The following is a 15,875-nucleotide window of genomic DNA, read 5'->3' as shown; positions in this document are numbered from 1 at the left end:
GGTCAGGCCCGCGCCTCGGCCGGCTCGTCGGCGAGCGGATGGGCGAGGCGGCTCAGCATCTCCTTCGGCACGATCTGCACGAAGCGCGGCAGCGCCTCGTCCCAGTTGCGCAGGATCTCGGCGGCGAGCGGGCTGCCGGTCTCGGCGCCGTGGCGGGAGATCATGCCGTGCAGGAGGTCCTCCCAGGCCTGGGCCCGCACCGGCACTGCGATCACGGTCTCGCCGTTCAGGCGCAGGCCGAGCTCGTTCTCCGGGTCGTAGAGGAAGGCCATGCCCCCGGTCATGCCGGCGGCGAAGTTGTCGCCGATCCGGCCGAGGATCACCGCGACGCCGCCCGTCATGTATTCGCAGCCGTTGGAGCCGCAGCCCTCGACGACCACCTCGGCGCCCGAGTTGCGGACGCAGAACCGCTCGCCCGCCCGCCCTGAGGCGAAGAGCGAGCCGGCGGTCGCGCCGTAGAGCACCGTGTTGCCGATGATGGCGTTCTCGTGCGGCGTCAGCGGCGAGCCGAGCGGCGGGCGCACCACGATGGTGGCGCCCGACAGGCCCTTGCCGACATAGTCGTTCGCCTCGCCCTGCACCTCGATCTTGAGGCCGGGCGCCGCGAAGGCCCCGAGCGACTGGCCGGCGGACCCGGCAAGCTTGATCGTCAGGTGGTCGGGCTGGAGACCATTGTTCATGCCGAACCGCTTGACGATGTGGCTGGACACCCGGGTGCCGATCGAGCGCAGGGTGTTCTGCACCGTATAGCTGAGCTGCATCTTCTCGCCGTCCTTGAAGAACGGCTCGGCGTCCTGGACGATGCGCGCGTCGAGCGTGTCGGGCACGACCTGGCGCGGCCGGCGCCGGTCGAGCGGCGCGCCGCCGCTCTGCACCTGGATCAGCAGCGGGTTGAGGTCGAGGTCGTCGAGATGCTCCGACCCGCGGCTGACCTGCTTCAGCAGGTCGGTGCGGCCGATCACCTCCTCGATCGAGCGGGCGCCCACGCTCGCCAGCACCTCGCGCACCTCCTCGGCGTAGAAGGAGATCAGGTTCACCACCTTCTCCGCCGTGCCGGTGAACTTCTCGCGCAGCCGCGGGTCCTGGGTGCAGACCCCGACCGGGCAGGTGTTCGACTGACACTGCCGCACCATGATGCAGCCCATCGCGATCAGCGCCGCGGTGCCGATGCCGAACTCCTCGGCCCCGAGCATCGCCGCGATGACGATGTCGCGCCCCGTCCGCAGCCCGCCGTCGGTGCGCAGCGTCACCCGGTCGCGCAGGTTGTTGATCGTCAGCACCTGGTGCGCCTCGGAGAGGCCCATCTCCCAGGGGAGGCCCGCATACTTGATCGAGGTCACCGGCGAGGCGCCGGTGCCGCCGTTATGGCCGGCGATCAGGATCACGTCGGCCTTCGCCTTGGCGACGCCCGCCGCGATCGTGCCGACGCCGGACTGGCTGACCAGCTTCACGCAGACCTTGGCCTTGGGGTTGATCTGCTTGAGGTCGTAGATGAGCTGGGCGAGGTCCTCGATCGAATAGATGTCGTGGTGCGGCGGCGGCGAGATCAGCGTCACCCCGGGGGTGGAATGCCGCAGCCGGGCGATCAGCTCGGTGACCTTGATGCCGGGCAGCTGGCCGCCCTCGCCGGGCTTCGCGCCCTGCGCGATCTTGATCTCGAGCTCCTCGCACTGGTTGAGATACTCGGCGGTGACGCCGAAGCGGCCCGAGGCGACCTGCTTGATCTTGGCCGACGCATTGTCGCCGTTCGGCATCGGCAGGAAATGCGCCGGGTCCTCGCCGCCCTCGCCCGAGTCGGACTTCGCGCCGATGCGGTTCATGGCGATGTTGAGCGTCTTGTGCGCCTCCGGCCCGAGCGCGCCGAGCGACATGCCGGGGGTGACGAAGCGCTTGCGGATCGCGGTGATCGACTCGACCTCCTCGAGCGCCGCAGGGCTCACCTTGGGGGTGAAGTCGAGCAGGTCGCGCAGCTGGATCGGCGGCCGGGCCTGCATGGCGGCGGAATACTGCTTCCAGAGCTTGTAGTCGCCGCGGTCGCAGGCGGCCTGGAGCATGTGCATCGCCCGGGCTTCCCAGGCGTGGGTCTCGCCGGCGCGGCGCGCCTTGTAGAAGCCGCCGATCGGCAGCACGCTCTCGGCGGCGCCGAAGCCCCGGGCATGGGCGCGCTCGATCTGGCGCTGCAGGCCCGAGACGCCGATGCCGGAGATGCGGCTGACCATGCCGGGGAAGTACTCGGCGACCAGCGCGCGGGAGAGGCCGATCGCCTCGAAGTTCAGCCCGCCGCGATAGGACGAGACCACCGAGATGCCCATCTTGGACATGACCTTGAGCAGGCCCTGGTCGATGGCGGTGCGGAAGCGCGCGACCGCCTCGGTGAGGGTGCCCTCGACGAGGCCGCGGTTGATGCGGTCGGCGATGGAATCCTCGGCGAGATAGGCGTTGACGGTGGTGGCGCCGCAGCCGGTCAGCACCGCGAAGTAGTGCGGGTCGATGCACTCGGCCGAGCGTACGTTGACCGAGGTGAAGGTCCTGAGGCCCTTGCGGGTCAGCCAGGAATGCACGGCGCTGGTCGCGAGGATCATCGGCATGGCGACCCGCTCCGGGCCCTGCCGGTGGTCGGTCAGCACGATGTGGTTCGCCCCGGCGCGCACCGCCTCCTCGGCCTCGGCGCGGATGCGGGCGAGGCCGTCGCGCAGCGCGCCGTCGTCGGCGCCCGCCGGGAAGGTGCAGTCGATCTCGACGACGGAATCGCCGAACTGCCGCAGCATTCCCTCGAAGAGCGCGTTCGAGACGAAGGGGCTCTCGAGCTGGAGGATCTCGGTCTGGCTGTTGTCCTCGTCGAGGACGTTCTTGAGGTTGCCGAACCGGGTCTTCAGCGACATCACCCGATGCTCGCGGAGCGAGTCGATCGGCGGGTTGGTCACCTGGCTGAAGTTCTGGCGGAAGTAGTGGCTGAGCGGCCGGTAGCGGTCGGACAGGACCGCCGGCGGCGTGTCGTCGCCCATCGAGCCGATGGCCTCCTTGCCGTCCTCGGCCATGGCGTGGAGGATGACCTCCAGCTCCTCGATCGTGTATCCGGCGGCGGCCTGCCGGCGGCGCAGCTCGGCGCCCTCGTAGACCGGGCGCTCGGGCGCGTCGGCGGTGATCTGCTCGAGGTCGACGATCGAGCCGACCCACTCGCCGAAGGGCTGGGCGGCGGACATCAGGTCCTTGATCTCGGCGTCGTGGTAGAGCTGGCCCGAGCCCATGTCGACGCCGATCATCTGGCCGGGGCCGAGCGCGCCCTTCTCCTTGACCGTCATCTCGTCGGCGGGGACCATGCCCGCCTCGGAGCCGGCGATCAGGATGCCGTCGCCGGTGACGACGTAGCGCATCGGCCGCAACCCGTTGCGGTCGAGTCCGCCGCAGACCCAGCGCCCGTCGGTCATCGCGAGGGCGGCGGGGCCGTCCCAGGGCTCCATCACGGCGTTCGAGTAGGCGTACATGTCCTGCCACGCCTGCGGCATCTTGGTGGCGAGCTTCGACCAGGCCTCGGGCACCAGCATCGACTTCGCCATCGGCGCGACGCGGCCGGCCCGGACCAGCACCTCGAAGACGTTGTCGAGCGCGGCGCTGTCGGAGCCGTTCGGCTGGATGATCGGCTTGATGTCCTCGGCAAGCTCGCCGAAGTAGTCGGAGGACATGCGGATCTCGTGGCTCCGCATCCAGTTCACGTTGCCCTTGAAGGTGTTGATCTCGCCGTTATGTGCGAGCATGCGGAACGGTTGCGCCAGCCACCAGCGCGGAAAGGTGTTGGTGGAATAGCGCTGGTGGTAGATCGCGAACGCGCTCTCGAAGCGCGGGTCGAGGAGGTCGGGGTAGAACACCGACACGTCCTCGGCGAGCATCATGCCCTTGTAGATCACCGACCGGCAGGAGAGCGAGCAGAGGTAGAAGTCGCGGATCCCCGCCCCCGCCTTCTCGATGCGGCGGCGGATGACGTAGAGCTCGCGCTCGAAGGTCTCCTCGTCGACGCCCTTGGCGTTGGAGATCAGGATCTGCTCGATCTCCGGCCGCGTGGCGTTGGCCTTGTCGCCGAGGCAGGAGATGTCCACCGGCACGTGCCGCCAGCCGTAGATGTAGTGGCCCATGCGCAGGACCTCGGTCTCCACGATGGTCCGCGCGGCCTCCTGCGCCCCGAAGTCGTTCCGCGGCAGGAAGATCTGCCCGACCGCCAGCCGCTCGGCGCGCGGCGTGTGGCCGGTGCGGCGGACCTGCTCCTCGAAGAAGGCCTTCGGGATCTGCACGTGGATGCCGGCGCCGTCGCCGGTCTTGCCGTCGGCGTCGACCGCGCCGCGGTGCCAGATGGCGCTGAGCGCGCGGATGCCCTTCTCCACCACCGCGCGGCGCGGCTTGCCGTCGATGGCGACGACGAAGCCGACGCCGCAGCTGTCGCGCTCCTCGTCGGCCGCGTAGAGCCCCTCGGCCTCGAGGCGCTTCAGCGCGGCTTCCTGCTCCCGGACCCAGGCTTCGTCGTAGGTGGTCATGGCAAGGTCTCCTGGCGGGGGGCGCTCTCACGCCCGGGCGTGGCGGTCGACGGTCAGGCCGAGGCGGCGAAGCGGGCTTCGGTCTCGGCCTTGGTCATCCGGGGATGCTCCCCGGCGAGGTCGTAGGTGTCGGGCTTGCGGTCGATGTAGATCTCGCCCCCGAAGGGGATCCCGCCCGGCTCGTCGAGGAGCCCGAGCGCGAGATACATCCAGCCGGCCTTCGGCCCGACGGTCAGCCGGTAGAAGAGGTTCGACCCGCACTCCGCGCACCACGTCCGCTCGGCCCAGTCCGAGGTCTGGCGGGCGGCGATCGGCGCGCCCTCGACGAAGCGGATCGCGTTGGGCGCGACCTCGACGGAGAAGTTGACCGAGCCGGTCCAGCGCCGGCAGGTCTCGCAGTGGCAGGCGTGGAACTTCGTCCCCGGCGCGAGGGCCACCTCGAACCGGCAGGCGCCGCAGACGCAGGAGCCCTTCATCCCCCTCACTCCGCCGCGATGCGCGCCGCGCCGTCGAGCCGGCGCAGGATGCTTTCCGCCGCGTCGCGGCCGTCGCGGATCGCCCAGACGACGAGGCTCGCGCCGCGGACGATGTCGCCGACCGCGTAGACGCCCGGGAGGCTCGTCTCCTTGGTGGCGAAGTCGGCCTTGACCGTGCCCCAGCGCGTCACCGCCAGCTCCGGCGCGCCCCAGAGCGTCGGCAGCTCCTCGGGCTCGAAGCCGAGCGCCTTGACGACGAGGTCGGCCGGCTCGGTATAGTCGGCGTCCGGCACCTCCTCCGGCGCCTGGCGGCCGCTCGCGTCCGGCGCGCCGAGGCGCATCCGCGCGACGCGGACGCCGGTCACCCGCTCGTCGCCGAGGAAGCCGCGGGGGTTCGTCAGCCACAGGAACTCCACGCCCTCCTCCTCGGCGTTCTGCACCTCGCGCTGCGACCCCGGCATGTTGGCGCGGTCGCGGCGGTAGAGGCACTTCACGCTGACGGCGCCCTGGCGGATCGCGGTGCGCACGCAGTCCATCGCCGTGTCGCCGCCGCCGATCACCACCACCCGCTTGCCGTCGGCGTCGAGCGTGCCGTCGTCGAACTCCGGCACCGCGTCGCCGAAGCCCTTGCGGTTCGAGGCGGTCAGGTAGTCGATCGCCCGCACGATCCCGGCGAGGCCGGAGCCCGGCCCGCCGAGCTCGCGGGTCTTGTAGACGCCGGTGGCGATCACCACCGCGTCATGGGCGGCGCGGATGTCCTCGAAGCCGATGTCCTCGCCGACGTTGCAGTTGAGCCGCAGCGTCACCCCGCCGTCGGTCAGCTGCTCGTTGCGGCGCAGGACCACGTCCTTCTCCAGCTTGAAGCCGGGGATGCCGTAGGTGAGGAGGCCGCCCGCCCGGTCGTAGCGGTCGTAGATGGTCACCTGCACCCCGGCCCGGCGCAGCATGTCCGCCGCGGCGAGCCCCCCGGGCCCGGCGCCGATGACGCCGACACTCTCGGTGCGCTCGCGCAGGGGGCGGATCGGCTGGACCCAGCCCTCCTCCCAGGCGGTGTCGGTGATGTACTTCTCCACCGCGCCGATCGTCACCGTGCCATGGCCGGACTGCTCGATGACGCAATTGCCCTCGCAGAGCCGGTCCTGCGGACAGATGCGGCCGCAGATCTCGGGGAAGGTGTTGGTGGCCTGGCTGATCTCGTAGGCCTCGCGCAGCCGGCCCTCGGCAGTCAGCTTCAGCCAGTCGGGGATGTTGTTGTGAAGGGGGCAATGCGTCTGGCAGTAGGGCACGCCGCACTGCGAGCAGCGGCTCGCCTGCTCGGCCGCCTTGGCCGCGGCGAACTCGCGATAGATCTCGTCGAAGTCCTCGCGGCGCTCCGCCACGCCGCGCTTGCTCGGCATGTCCCTCGGCACGCTGACGAACTTCAGCATGATGTTGCCCGCCATGACCGCTCCCTCCTGCGACATTTGCGCAAGTTTCGGTACTCGCCCGCCGACGGCAGGGAATTTCCGAACCCTTACCCGAGGCTCGCAGGAAAGAAAAGTCAGTTATGCTGACCCGATTAGCCGATCAGGGTGCGGGCCTCATCAATCGGTGAAAGTTTAGGCAGAGATTAGGTCAGCTTTGGCGACTTAGTTACCATTCCCGGATCCAGCTCCGGCCCAGATCGCCACAAGGGCGACCACGCCGACCGCGATTCGCCACCAGCCGAACGGCGCGTAGCCGCGGCGGGAGACGAAATCGAGGAGCCGCCGCACCACGAACACCGCCGACAGGAAGGCGGCGACGAAGCCGACGGCGGTCACCGCGAGATCGTCCGTCGAGAGGAGGTGGCGGTTCTTGAAGAGGTCGTAGGCGAAGGCGCCGGCCATGGTCGGCATGGAGAGGAAGAACGAGAACTCCGCCGCCGCGCGCTTGTCTGCGCCGGAGAGGAGCCCGCCGACGATGGTCGCGCCCGAGCGCGACACGCCCGGGATCATCGCGAGGCACTGGAAGAGGCCGATCTTGAAGGCGAGCGACAGCGGGAAGTCGAGGGCGTCGTGGTAGCGCGGGTTGTCGGCCATGCGGTCGACCCAGAGCAGCACCACGCCGCCGAGGACCAGCATCACCGCGATCAGCGTCGGCGTCTCGAAAAGCACGTCCTTGATCAGGTCATGGGCCAGCACGCCGACCACAACCGCCGGCAGGAAGGCGATCAGCACCGCGACGATGAAGCGCTGCGCCCGCGGGTCGTGCGGCGCCGCCCGGGCGATGCCGATCAGCCGCCCGGCGTAGACCGAGAGGATCGCCAGCACCGCGCCGAGCTGGATCAGCACGGCGAAGGTGTTCCCGGGCGAGGTGAAGCCGAGGAAGTACGAGGCGAGGAGCAGGTGGCCGGTCGAGGAGACCGGGATGAACTCGGTCAGGCCCTCGAGCACGCCGAGGACCGCGGCGACGAAGAGCGTGTTCTCCATCGGGGGTCAGGACCGGGCGGCGCGCGCCGGGGCGCGCTCGGCTGGGAGCGGAAGCTGGGACATCGCGGTACTGGTTACTCCGGGCGCTGGCGGCGTCAGCTGCGGAGCTGCGCCGCGGAATCCTTGATCGCGGCGTACTGGCCGCCGGGCCGATAGGCGTAGAGGTAGCTCTCGAGGACGGCCGCCATCGCGGTGGGCGCAACCCCGAGGTCGGCGAGGCCCTTCGCGCCGGGCGCGACGACGTTGTCATGGGCGAGGAGGCGTACCTGGTCGCGGGTCAGCATCTCGTTGACGAAGGCGCCGAAGCTGATCCGCTGGGCGAAATCGAGCGCCGAGCCCTGGAGCGCGGCGAGGCCCGCCGGCACGGTCACGATCAGACGGCGGCGGCGGACGATGTCGAGCAGCCGCTCGATCAGCGCGCGGAAGCTCGCGACGTCGGGGCCGCCGAGCTCGTAGACGCCGGGCGCGGCGTCGCCCCTGGCCGCGGCCTCGGCGGCGGCGGCCACGTCGTCGACATAGACCGGCTGGAAGCGCGTGCCGGGCGAGACCAGCGGGATCACCGGCGAGATCCGCGCCATCCGGCCGAAGCGGTTGAAGAAGGCGTCATCGACGCCGAAGACGATCGAGGGGCGCAGTATGACGGCCCCGGGGAAGGCGGCGAGGACGGCGGCCTCGCCGGCGGCCTTGCTGCGCGCGTAGAGGCTGTCGCCGCCTGCGTCGGCGCCGATGGCGGAGACGTGGACCAGCCGCGTGGCGCCCGCCGCGGCGGCGAGGCGGGCGACGCGGCCGGCGCCCTCGTCCTGAACGGCGTCGAATTGCTGCTTGCCGTTCTCGACCATGATGCCGACGCAGTTCACCACCGCGGTGGCCCCGGCGACGGCGCGGCGGACGCTGTCCTCGTCGCGGATGTTGGCCTGCACCGGCTCGACCTGTCCGACGACGCCGTAGGTGCGCACGAAGAGCGCCTCGTTCGGCCGGCGCACGGCGACCCGGACCCGCCACCCCGCCCGCGCCATGCGTCGCGCGACATAGCGGCCGATGAACCCCGAGCCGCCGAAGATGGTGACGATGGGGCTGGGCATGGCGATTCTCCCTGGCGCGGTCCTTCGGGTGGTAGCGTCGCGGCGGCCGTGGAACAAGTCCCGGCGGAAGCTCAGCCGGCCGCGATCAGCTTGCCGTCGCTCCGGCGCCGCTTCTCGGCCCGCAGCGTGAAGATGGCGACGGCGATCCAGGTTCCGTGGAACGCGACGCCCGCGAGGATGACGAGGCCGCCGGGAATCGGGCCGATCGCGGCGCGGTCGAGATAGGTGCCCCAGTTGTGGACCGGCACCGGATGGATGGCGATCTTGCCGAAATAGGCCACCGCCTGCACGGCGAGGATGTAGGCGTAGTTCTTGCGCAGCCGCCGGCCGACCGAGGTCAGCATCGAGATGTGGAAGCGCGGATGGCTGTAATCCTCGGCGAGGAGCGTGTTCCACTGTCCGTCCAGGCGGACGCCCTCGCCGCGCAGCAGCGGCCCGTAGAGGTCGGTCTCCATCAGCCGGCAGCGCGCCCGCCAGACGTTGAAGTAGCGATAGCGCCGCGCCTCGAACATCAGGAACACCACGACGAGGAGGCCGACCAGCATCAGCGGCAGCGGCGAGGCCGAGGGGCCGGAGAAGGTCAGCGACAGCGCCAGCCCGGTGGTGACCACCGCCCAGTTGGTGGTCTGGTCGAGCCGGGTTCGCCAGATCGTCGAGCGGTAGACCTCGCCGCGGTAGAGATGCGCGACCGCGCCGAGCTCGGCGGAATCAAAGGTCGTCCGCGGCGTCGCCGGGCTCGCAGTATCCAAGGGCATGGCGCTCTCCCCGAAGCGCGTGTCCGGTCAGTATAAGCCCGCGCGCCCGCAAGTCCATTCGTTCGGTTTCAAGGGCTTGACCGGATTCCTCGCGGAAGCGCGGGTCAGGCGCGGTCGAGGCGCCGGCCGAGCCGCCAGCCGGTGAGGACCGCGGCGAGCCAGAGCGGGACCGAGAGGGCGACGTAGAGCAGCGCCACCGGGGCCGCGCCGCGCTGCGCGAGCTGGAGCGTGTCGAGCGCGAAGGTCGAGAAAGTGGTGAACCCGCCGCAGAAGCCCGCCATCAGGAAGAGGCGGACCGCCGGGCTCGCCGGGAACCGGCCGCCCGGCGAGGTGAGCGCGGCGATGAGGCCGATCAGGAACGACCCGGCGACGTTGACCGCGAGCGTCCCCGAGGGGAACGGCGGGCCGAGCGCCGCCTGCAGCGCCCCGGCGCCCTCCCAGCGGGCGAGCGAGCCGAGGGCGCTGCCGAGCGCGACCGCCACGGTCTCGCGGCCCGCGCTCAGCGGAGGAGATCCGCGAGGGCGAAGCCGGCCGCCACGGCCGCGATCGAACCGGCCACCGACGCCGCGACGTAGCCGAAAGCCGCGCCCGGCCGCCCTTCCTCGGCGAGCGTGAGCGTCTGCAGCGCAAAGGCGGAGACGGTGGTGTAGCCGCCGAGAAAGCCCGTCCCGAGCAGGAGCCGCAGCGGGTCGTGCTCCGCCGGGACCAGCGCCGCGAGCGCGCCGACCATCGCCGCCCCGGAGAGGTTGACCACGAGGATCCCCCAGGGAAACCCTTCGTCGGTCCGGCGGGTCACCGCCATCGCCGCGACATGCCGCGCCGCGCCCCCGAGGGCGCCTCCGAGCGCGACGGCGGCGAAGGGAAGAAGGCTCGACACGCGGCGCAGGCTGCGGCCGCCGGGGCGGGCTGTCAACCGCCGTCGGTTCCTTGCCGTATCGCTGCCGCCTGCGCAGGGCGTGGGACCGCTCACCCCGAATCGTGAAAATGCCGGAGGTTGCCGAACCGCCCTGCGCGCTCCACGATCACGCCGGCCGTCCCCGGGCGCCTCCGGCGGGCCGGCGCCGGATCGGAGAACGCCATGGGCAAGCTGATCGTCTGGAACCTCGTCACCCTCGACGGCTGCTTCGAGGGCCCCGAGCCCTGGGACCTGTCCTTCCACGCGCTCGCCTGGGGAGACGAGTTGCGCGACCTCAGCCTGACGTTCGGGGCGCAGGCCGAGGCGCTGGTCTTCGGGCGCAAGACCTACGAGGGCATGGCGGCCTACTGGCCGGAGGCCGACGAGGACGGCGGGATCAAAGCCTACATGAACGCCCTGCCGAAGCTCGTGGCCTCGCGCACCCTGACCGACCTCGCCTGGAGCAACAGCCGGGCGACCGCCGACATCCTCGGCGAGATCCGCGCGCTCAAGGCGCGCTCGGAAAAGCACCTCTACATCTTCGGCAGCGCCGACCTGGTCGCCTCCCTCTTGCCGGAGGGGGTCATCGACGAGATGCTGATCGGCGTCGTCCCGGTCATCCTCGGCCGCGGCCGCCCGCTCTTCCGCGAGGGCGACCGCGTCTCGCTGACGCTCCTCTCGGCCGAGCCGACCCGCGGCGGCACGGTCATCCTGCGCTACGCGCTGGCCGGCGCCTGAATCTCGCGCGGGCGACTGTGGCAATCTTGCAACCACCGAGGCCCCGCCCTACGTTCTCGCCAAGGCCTTCCCCGGGACGCGCCGCACAGGTGGGCGTCCGACCGAAGGCGCCGAGAGGGAGATGAGACGACATGAATTTCGAGAAGTTCAGCGATCGCGCCCGCGGCTTCGTCCAGGCCGCGCAGACGATCGCCATGCGGGAAAGCCACCAGCGCTTCCTGCCCGACCACCTGCTGAAGGCGCTGCTCGACGACGAGCAGGGCCTCGCCGGCAACCTGATCCGCGCCGCCGGCGGCGATCCCGGCATCGCCTACGCCAATGTCGAGGCGGCGCTCGGCAAGCAGGCCAAGGTCGAGGGCGGCGACGGCCAGCTCTACATGGACACCCAGACCGGCAAGGTGCTCGCCGAGGCCGAGAAGATCGCCAAGCAGGCCGGCGACAGCTTCGTCACCGTCGAGCGGATGCTGACGGCGCTCGCGCTCGTCAAGTCCGAGGCGCAGGCGGCGCTCAAGGCCGCGGGCGTGACGCCGCAGGGGCTCAACGGCGCGATCAACGACATCCGCAAGGGCCGCAAGGCCGACACCGCCGGGGCCGAGGATGGCTACGACGCGCTGAAGAAGTACGCGCGCGACCTGACCGAGGCGGCGCGCGAGGGGAAGATCGACCCGATCATCGGCCGCGACGAGGAGATCCGCCGCTCGATGCAGGTCCTCAGCCGCCGCACCAAGAACAACCCGGTGCTGATCGGCGAGCCCGGCGTCGGCAAGACGGCGATCGCCGAGGGCCTCGCGCTCCGCATCGTCAACGGCGACGTGCCGGAGAGCCTCGCCGACAAGCGGCTGATGGCGCTCGACATGGGCGCGCTCATCGCCGGCGCGAAGTATCGCGGCGAGTTCGAGGAGCGGCTGAAGGCCGTGCTGAACGAGGTCCAGGCCGCGGCGGGCGAGATCATCCTCTTCATCGACGAGATGCACACGCTGGTCGGCGCGGGCAAGGCCGACGGGGCGATGGACGCCTCGAACCTGCTGAAGCCGGCGCTGGCGCGGGGCGAGCTGCACTGCGTCGGCGCGACCACGCTCGACGAGTACCGCAAGTACGTCGAGAAGGACGCGGCGCTCGCCCGGCGCTTCCAGCCGGTCTTCGTCTCCGAGCCGACCGTCGAGGACACGATCTCGATCCTGCGCGGCATCAAGGAGAAGTACGAGGTCCACCACGGCGTACGCATCTCCGACAGCGCGCTGGTCGCGGCGGCGACGCTCTCGCACCGCTACATCGCCGACCGGTTCCTGCCGGACAAGGCGATCGACCTGATGGACGAGGCCGCCTCGCGGCTGCGGATGCAGGTCGACTCGAAGCCCGAGGAGCTCGACACGCTGGACCGCGAGATCCTGCAGAAGCAGATCGAGGCCGAGGCGCTGAAGAAGGAGACCGACCAGGCGTCCCAGGACCGGCTGGAAAAGCTCGCCAAGGAGCTGTCGGGCCTCGAGGAGCGGTCGCGCGAGATGACCGCCGCCTGGCAGGCGGAGCGCGACAAGCTCAAGGGCGCGGCCGACATCAAGGAGCAGCTCGACCAGATGCGGATCGAGCTCGAGACGGCGAAGCGGCAGGGCAACCTCGCCCGCGCCGGCGAGCTCGCCTACGGCATCATCCCCGGGCTGGAGGCGAAGCTCGCCGAGGCCGAGGCCAAGGGCGGCGCCGACGTGGTGCCGGAGGCGGTGACGCCCGAGCAGATCGCGCAGGTGGTCGAGCGCTGGACCGGCATCCCGGTCGACCGGATGCTGGAGGGCGAGCGCGACAAGCTGCTCCGCATGGAGGAGGCGCTCGGCAAGCGGGTGATCGGCCAGCACGAGGCGGTCGAGGCGGTGTCGAACGCCGTCCGGCGGGCGCGGGCGGGCCTCAACGACCCGAACCGGCCGCTCGGCAGCTTCCTGTTCCTCGGCCCGACCGGCGTCGGCAAGACCGAGCTCACCAAGGCGCTGGCGTCGTTCCTCTTCGACGACGACCAGGCGATGGTGCGCATCGACATGAGCGAGTTCATGGAGAAGCACTCGGTCGCCCGGCTGATCGGCGCGCCTCCGGGCTATGTCGGCTACGACGAGGGCGGGGTGCTGACCGAGGCGGTGCGGCGCCGGCCCTATCAGGTGATCCTGTTCGACGAGGTCGAGAAGGCGCACCCGGACGTGTTCAACGTGCTCCTTCAGGTGCTCGACGACGGCCGGCTGACCGACGGGCAGGGGCGCGTGGTCGACTTCAAGAACACGCTGATCGTGCTGACCTCGAACCTCGGCTCGCAGGCGCTGAGCGCGCTGCCCGAGGGGGCGGACGCCGAGAGCGCGCGGGATCAGGTGATGGCGGCGGTGCGGGCGCATTTCCGGCCGGAGTTCCTGAACCGGCTCGACGAGATCGTGCTCTTCGACCGGCTCAGCCGCGCCAACATGGACGGGATCGTCGCGATCCAGCTCGACCTTCTGGAGAAGCGCCTCGCGCCGCGGGGCATCGCGCTCAAGGTCGACGAGGCGGCGCAGACCTGGCTTGCCGACCGGGGCTACGACCCGGTCTACGGCGCGCGCCCGCTGAAGCGGGTGATCCAGAAGGCGCTGCAGGACCCGCTCGCCGAGAAGATCCTCGCGGGCGACATCCTCGACGGCGCCACGGTGCCGGTGAGCGTCGGGCCCGACGGACTCGCGGTCGGCGGCGAGACCAAGGCGCCGAAGGCGGCGACGGTGCATTGACCGGATGGACGAAAGGCTGGAGGGGCGGGCTGCGGCTCGCCCCTCTGCTGGCGCTGCTCGCGGTCCCGGCCGCGGCGCAGGACGAGGACGACGCGCGGCTGCGGGCCTGGGGCACGGCGAAATGCGCGGCCTATGCCAAGGCCTGGGACGCGGTGCTGCTCGGGCAGGGGACGGAAGGCCTCGGCGCGGACTTCCTGCGCGGCAACGAGGCCTTCATCGCCTCGGGCTGCCGCGAGGGGCGCGAGGTCTGCCCGCAGGGCCCGCAGGAGATCGCGGCGGCGGACATGCTGACCATCGCCGCGATGAACATGGGCGCGGCGAGCACCTTCCTGCCCTTCCGCTGCTGACCTGCCGCCGGCCTACCGGATTCACACATCCCTGTGCTCGTCGTTGGCGGTATTGTGGGCGAGGTGGGCGCCTTGCTTGAGGGAGTGGAATTCGGTCCATCCGCTGAGGATGACGATGGGGCCGGGCTTGCCGTAGTAGCCGGTCCATCCGCCGAGGCGGGCGCAGACCCATGTGGCGAAGGCGAGGCTGCCCGGGGGATGGGGGTTCTTCTGGCGCGCGGTCCGCTCCTCGAGGCTGCGGCTGGCGGCCTCGAGGAGCGGGCGGTCCTCCGGGGCGAAGGCGTCGGTGAGGGGGCGGAGCCGGGGCGGGGGCTCGCCCGCGCCCGGGCTGCCCCCGTCGCGGGCCCCGTCGCGGGCCCCGTCGCGGGCCCCGTCGCGGGCCGCGACCATCTGCATGACGACGGTGGCGGCGACGAGGCAGGCGAGGATCAGGCGGTTGCGCTGGGCCTCCGCGGCGATCCGCAGGGCCTCGATGTCGAAGCCCTTGCGCTTCGTTTCGCCGAAGGCGAACCTTCGGTTCGACGTCCGGAAGAGCTCCTCGATCTTCCAGCGTTTCGCATAGGCCGCGGCGATGGCGAGCGCGTCCGCGACCGTCCCTACGGCGCGGGTGGTCAGGAGCCGCCAATGCACCGGCGTCACGCCGGTCGGCGGGGTCTCCTCACAGAGGTCGACATACGTCATCGCCACCGGCCCGGCGCCGGCCTTGCCGCTCTCCCGCGGCGGCCTGAGGTCGAGCCGGCCGAAGCGGATCGACAGCGGGGCGGTGCGCGCCGCCACGCCGGGGCGGGCGGGCAGGTCGAGCGCGGCGAACCCGAAGCGCGGCCCCGCCGCGATCGCCGCCGCCATCCGCCCGCCCCCTGCGAGCGCCCGGTCGTGCAGGACGCGCACCAGCAGGTCCACATGGGCCGGGCGGCCGGCGAAGAGCGCGAACACGTCCGCCTCGCGATCCCCCACCACCATGACGCGCGCCGCCCCGCGGACCCGTCCCGCCCGCTCCGCGCCCGCCAGCCAGCGGGCGCTCTCGCGATCCCCGGCCTGCGGCCCGAGCCGGCTCGCCTTGCCGCCTTCGCTGCGCTCGAGGAACTGCGCGTCGAGCGCCCGAGGACCGCGCCGCTTGTCGCATCAACCGCGATCATCGCGTGCAGGTAGCTCCCGCCCCCGCCCGTCGATCGCGTCACCGTCGTGTCCTGGATCGCGAGAACCTCCCGCTCCGCGCAGGCCGCCTCAGTCCGTCCAAAGGCCGTCTCGATCATCTCGTCGAGCGTCACCGACGGATTGCGCAGGAACCGCGTGAAGCGCATCTCCCCCGCCCGGCTTCCCCCGAGCCGCCGCACCCGTACGCCCCGACCGCCCTGCGCAACCATCCGCGCGAGCAGATCGGCCCCCCTTTTTCGAGCCGTCCGTCCCCGAACCTGCCCAGCCTCATGTCCATCCCGCTCTCCCTTCCCACAAGGCAATCACGCAGGCTCCTCATTCGCAGCGCCGGGATGTGTGAATGCCGTAGCCGCGCAGGGGGCGACGCGTCGTCGCGCGGCACGAGGACTATCTGCTGTCGTTTCGATCCACGCCCCCGCGCAGGGGGCGACCAGGCAGTCGTGCTGTGGCTCTGGGGCAAGGGTCGGTTTCGATCCACGCCCCCGCGCATGGGGCGACCCGTGTCGCGCACGTCGCGGATCAGCTGCTCCGAGTTTCGATCCACGCCCCCGCGCATGGGGCGACACAGCGCCGCCCAAATGTCCCGGCTCTTTGGAGTGCGCCCCTGGGGTTGGACACGGAGGTTGGCTGATTTTCCCCCGCTCGGGCTTTCGGAGTATGAAAGCCGATGCCGGGACAACACCGCCGTCACAGCGCCGCGTTCAAGCGCCAGGTCGTCG

Annotated in this window: 12 protein-coding genes and 1 CRISPR repeat array; of the genes, 3 read left to right on the top strand and 9 right to left on the bottom strand. The window is 71.1% G+C overall.

Annotation, left to right across the window (positions count from 1 at the left end; all coding sequences use genetic code 11):
- Positions 1–2: 2 nt before the first annotated feature.
- The 8 genes from gltB to crcB (KBB57_RS06435) all read right to left on the bottom strand — a co-directional run bounded on the left by gltB (position 3) and on the right by crcB (KBB57_RS06435) (position 10,202).
- Entirely contained in the window at positions 3–4,526 is a 4,524-nt protein-coding gene (gltB, locus tag KBB57_RS06470) for a glutamate synthase large subunit (RefSeq protein WP_290747761.1), read from the bottom strand.
- Between the two features lie 53 nt (positions 4,527–4,579).
- The gene (locus KBB57_RS06465; protein WP_290747759.1) at positions 4,580–5,002 is read right to left on the bottom strand and encodes a GFA family protein; all 423 of its coding nucleotides are present in this window, start codon (positions 5,000–5,002) and stop codon (positions 4,580–4,582) included.
- A 5-nt stretch (positions 5,003–5,007) separates the two neighbouring features.
- Positions 5,008–6,444: an NAD(P)-dependent oxidoreductase gene (locus tag KBB57_RS06460; RefSeq protein ID WP_290747757.1), complete on the bottom strand. Its 1,437-nt coding sequence runs from the start codon at positions 6,442–6,444 to the stop codon at positions 5,008–5,010.
- A 186-nt stretch (positions 6,445–6,630) separates the two neighbouring features.
- Positions 6,631–7,452 carry an undecaprenyl-diphosphate phosphatase gene (locus tag KBB57_RS06455; RefSeq protein ID WP_290747755.1) on the bottom strand — a complete coding sequence of 274 codons (822 nt, stop codon included), beginning with the start codon at positions 7,450–7,452 and terminating at the stop codon, positions 6,631–6,633.
- A 95-nt stretch (positions 7,453–7,547) separates the two neighbouring features.
- Positions 7,548–8,534, bottom strand: coding sequence for a complex I NDUFA9 subunit family protein (locus KBB57_RS06450; RefSeq protein ID WP_290747753.1), 987 nt, complete (start codon positions 8,532–8,534; stop codon positions 7,548–7,550).
- A gap of 71 nt (positions 8,535–8,605) precedes the next feature.
- The gene (locus KBB57_RS06445; protein ID WP_290747751.1) at positions 8,606–9,289 is read right to left on the bottom strand and encodes a DUF2270 domain-containing protein; all 684 of its coding nucleotides are present in this window, start codon (positions 9,287–9,289) and stop codon (positions 8,606–8,608) included.
- Positions 9,290–9,393: 104 nt separating this feature from the next.
- Complete coding sequence (gene crcB / locus KBB57_RS06440) at positions 9,394–9,771, bottom strand: fluoride efflux transporter CrcB (protein WP_290747749.1); 378 nt, start codon at positions 9,769–9,771, stop codon at positions 9,394–9,396.
- Positions 9,772–9,788: 17 nt separating this feature from the next.
- The gene (gene crcB / locus KBB57_RS06435) at positions 9,789–10,202 is read right to left on the bottom strand and encodes a fluoride efflux transporter CrcB (protein WP_290747747.1); all 414 of its coding nucleotides are present in this window, start codon (positions 10,200–10,202) and stop codon (positions 9,789–9,791) included.
- 165 nt (positions 10,203–10,367) lie between these two features.
- On the opposite strand from crcB (KBB57_RS06435), the gene KBB57_RS06430 reads away from it, so the two are divergent.
- From KBB57_RS06430 to KBB57_RS06420, 3 genes are all read left to right on the top strand, one after another.
- A complete protein-coding gene (locus tag KBB57_RS06430) occupies positions 10,368–10,922 on the top strand; it encodes a dihydrofolate reductase family protein (protein ID WP_290747745.1) in 555 nt (184 codons plus the stop codon).
- A gap of 131 nt (positions 10,923–11,053) precedes the next feature.
- On the top strand, positions 11,054–13,654 hold the full coding sequence (gene clpB / locus KBB57_RS06425) for an ATP-dependent chaperone ClpB (RefSeq protein ID WP_290747743.1): 2,601 nt from the start codon (positions 11,054–11,056) through the stop codon (positions 13,652–13,654).
- Positions 13,651–14,001, top strand: a complete 351-nt coding sequence (locus KBB57_RS06420; RefSeq protein WP_290747741.1) for a hypothetical protein — start codon at positions 13,651–13,653, stop codon at positions 13,999–14,001. Before clpB ends, KBB57_RS06420 begins: the two co-directional genes overlap by 4 nt.
- 21 nt (positions 14,002–14,022) lie before the next feature.
- On the opposite strand, the gene KBB57_RS06415 is transcribed toward KBB57_RS06420, so the two are convergent.
- The gene (locus KBB57_RS06415) at positions 14,023–14,961 is read right to left on the bottom strand and encodes a transposase (protein ID WP_290747739.1); all 939 of its coding nucleotides are present in this window, start codon (positions 14,959–14,961) and stop codon (positions 14,023–14,025) included.
- Positions 14,962–15,555: 594 nt separating this feature from the next.
- Positions 15,556–15,720: direct repeats of the CRISPR family, unit length 23 nt; unit sequence GTTTCGATCCACGCCCCCGCGCA.
- Positions 15,721–15,875 lie beyond the last annotated feature (155 nt).

Origin of the sequence: Amaricoccus sp., from assembly GCF_017993425.1 — a bacterium.
GTDB lineage: Bacteria > Pseudomonadota > Alphaproteobacteria > Rhodobacterales > Rhodobacteraceae > Amaricoccus.
This window is presented reverse-complemented; position numbering and strand designations above follow the sequence as displayed.

What these genes read in the sequence shown, in the direction of transcription:
- clpB (WP_290747743.1), top strand. Translation starts at nt 11,054, where the DNA reads ATGAATTTCGAGAAGTTCAGCGATCGCGCCCGCGGCTTCGTCCAGGCC.
- KBB57_RS06455 (WP_290747755.1), bottom strand. Translation starts at nt 7,452, where the DNA reads ATGGAGAACACGCTCTTCGTCGCCGCGGTCCTCGGCGTGCTCGAGGGC.
- KBB57_RS06450 (WP_290747753.1), bottom strand. Translation starts at nt 8,534, where the DNA reads ATGCCCAGCCCCATCGTCACCATCTTCGGCGGCTCGGGGTTCATCGGC.
- gltB (WP_290747761.1), bottom strand. Translation starts at nt 4,526, where the DNA reads ATGACCACCTACGACGAAGCCTGGGTCCGGGAGCAGGAAGCCGCGCTG.
- KBB57_RS06430 (WP_290747745.1), top strand. Translation starts at nt 10,368, where the DNA reads ATGGGCAAGCTGATCGTCTGGAACCTCGTCACCCTCGACGGCTGCTTC.
- KBB57_RS06415 (WP_290747739.1), bottom strand. Translation starts at nt 14,961, where the DNA reads ATGGTGGTGGGGGATCGCGAGGCGGACGTGTTCGCGCTCTTCGCCGGC.
- KBB57_RS06465 (WP_290747759.1), bottom strand. Translation starts at nt 5,002, where the DNA reads ATGAAGGGCTCCTGCGTCTGCGGCGCCTGCCGGTTCGAGGTGGCCCTC.
- KBB57_RS06445 (WP_290747751.1), bottom strand. Translation starts at nt 9,289, where the DNA reads ATGCCCTTGGATACTGCGAGCCCGGCGACGCCGCGGACGACCTTTGAT.
- KBB57_RS06460 (WP_290747757.1), bottom strand. Translation starts at nt 6,444, where the DNA reads ATGGCGGGCAACATCATGCTGAAGTTCGTCAGCGTGCCGAGGGACATG.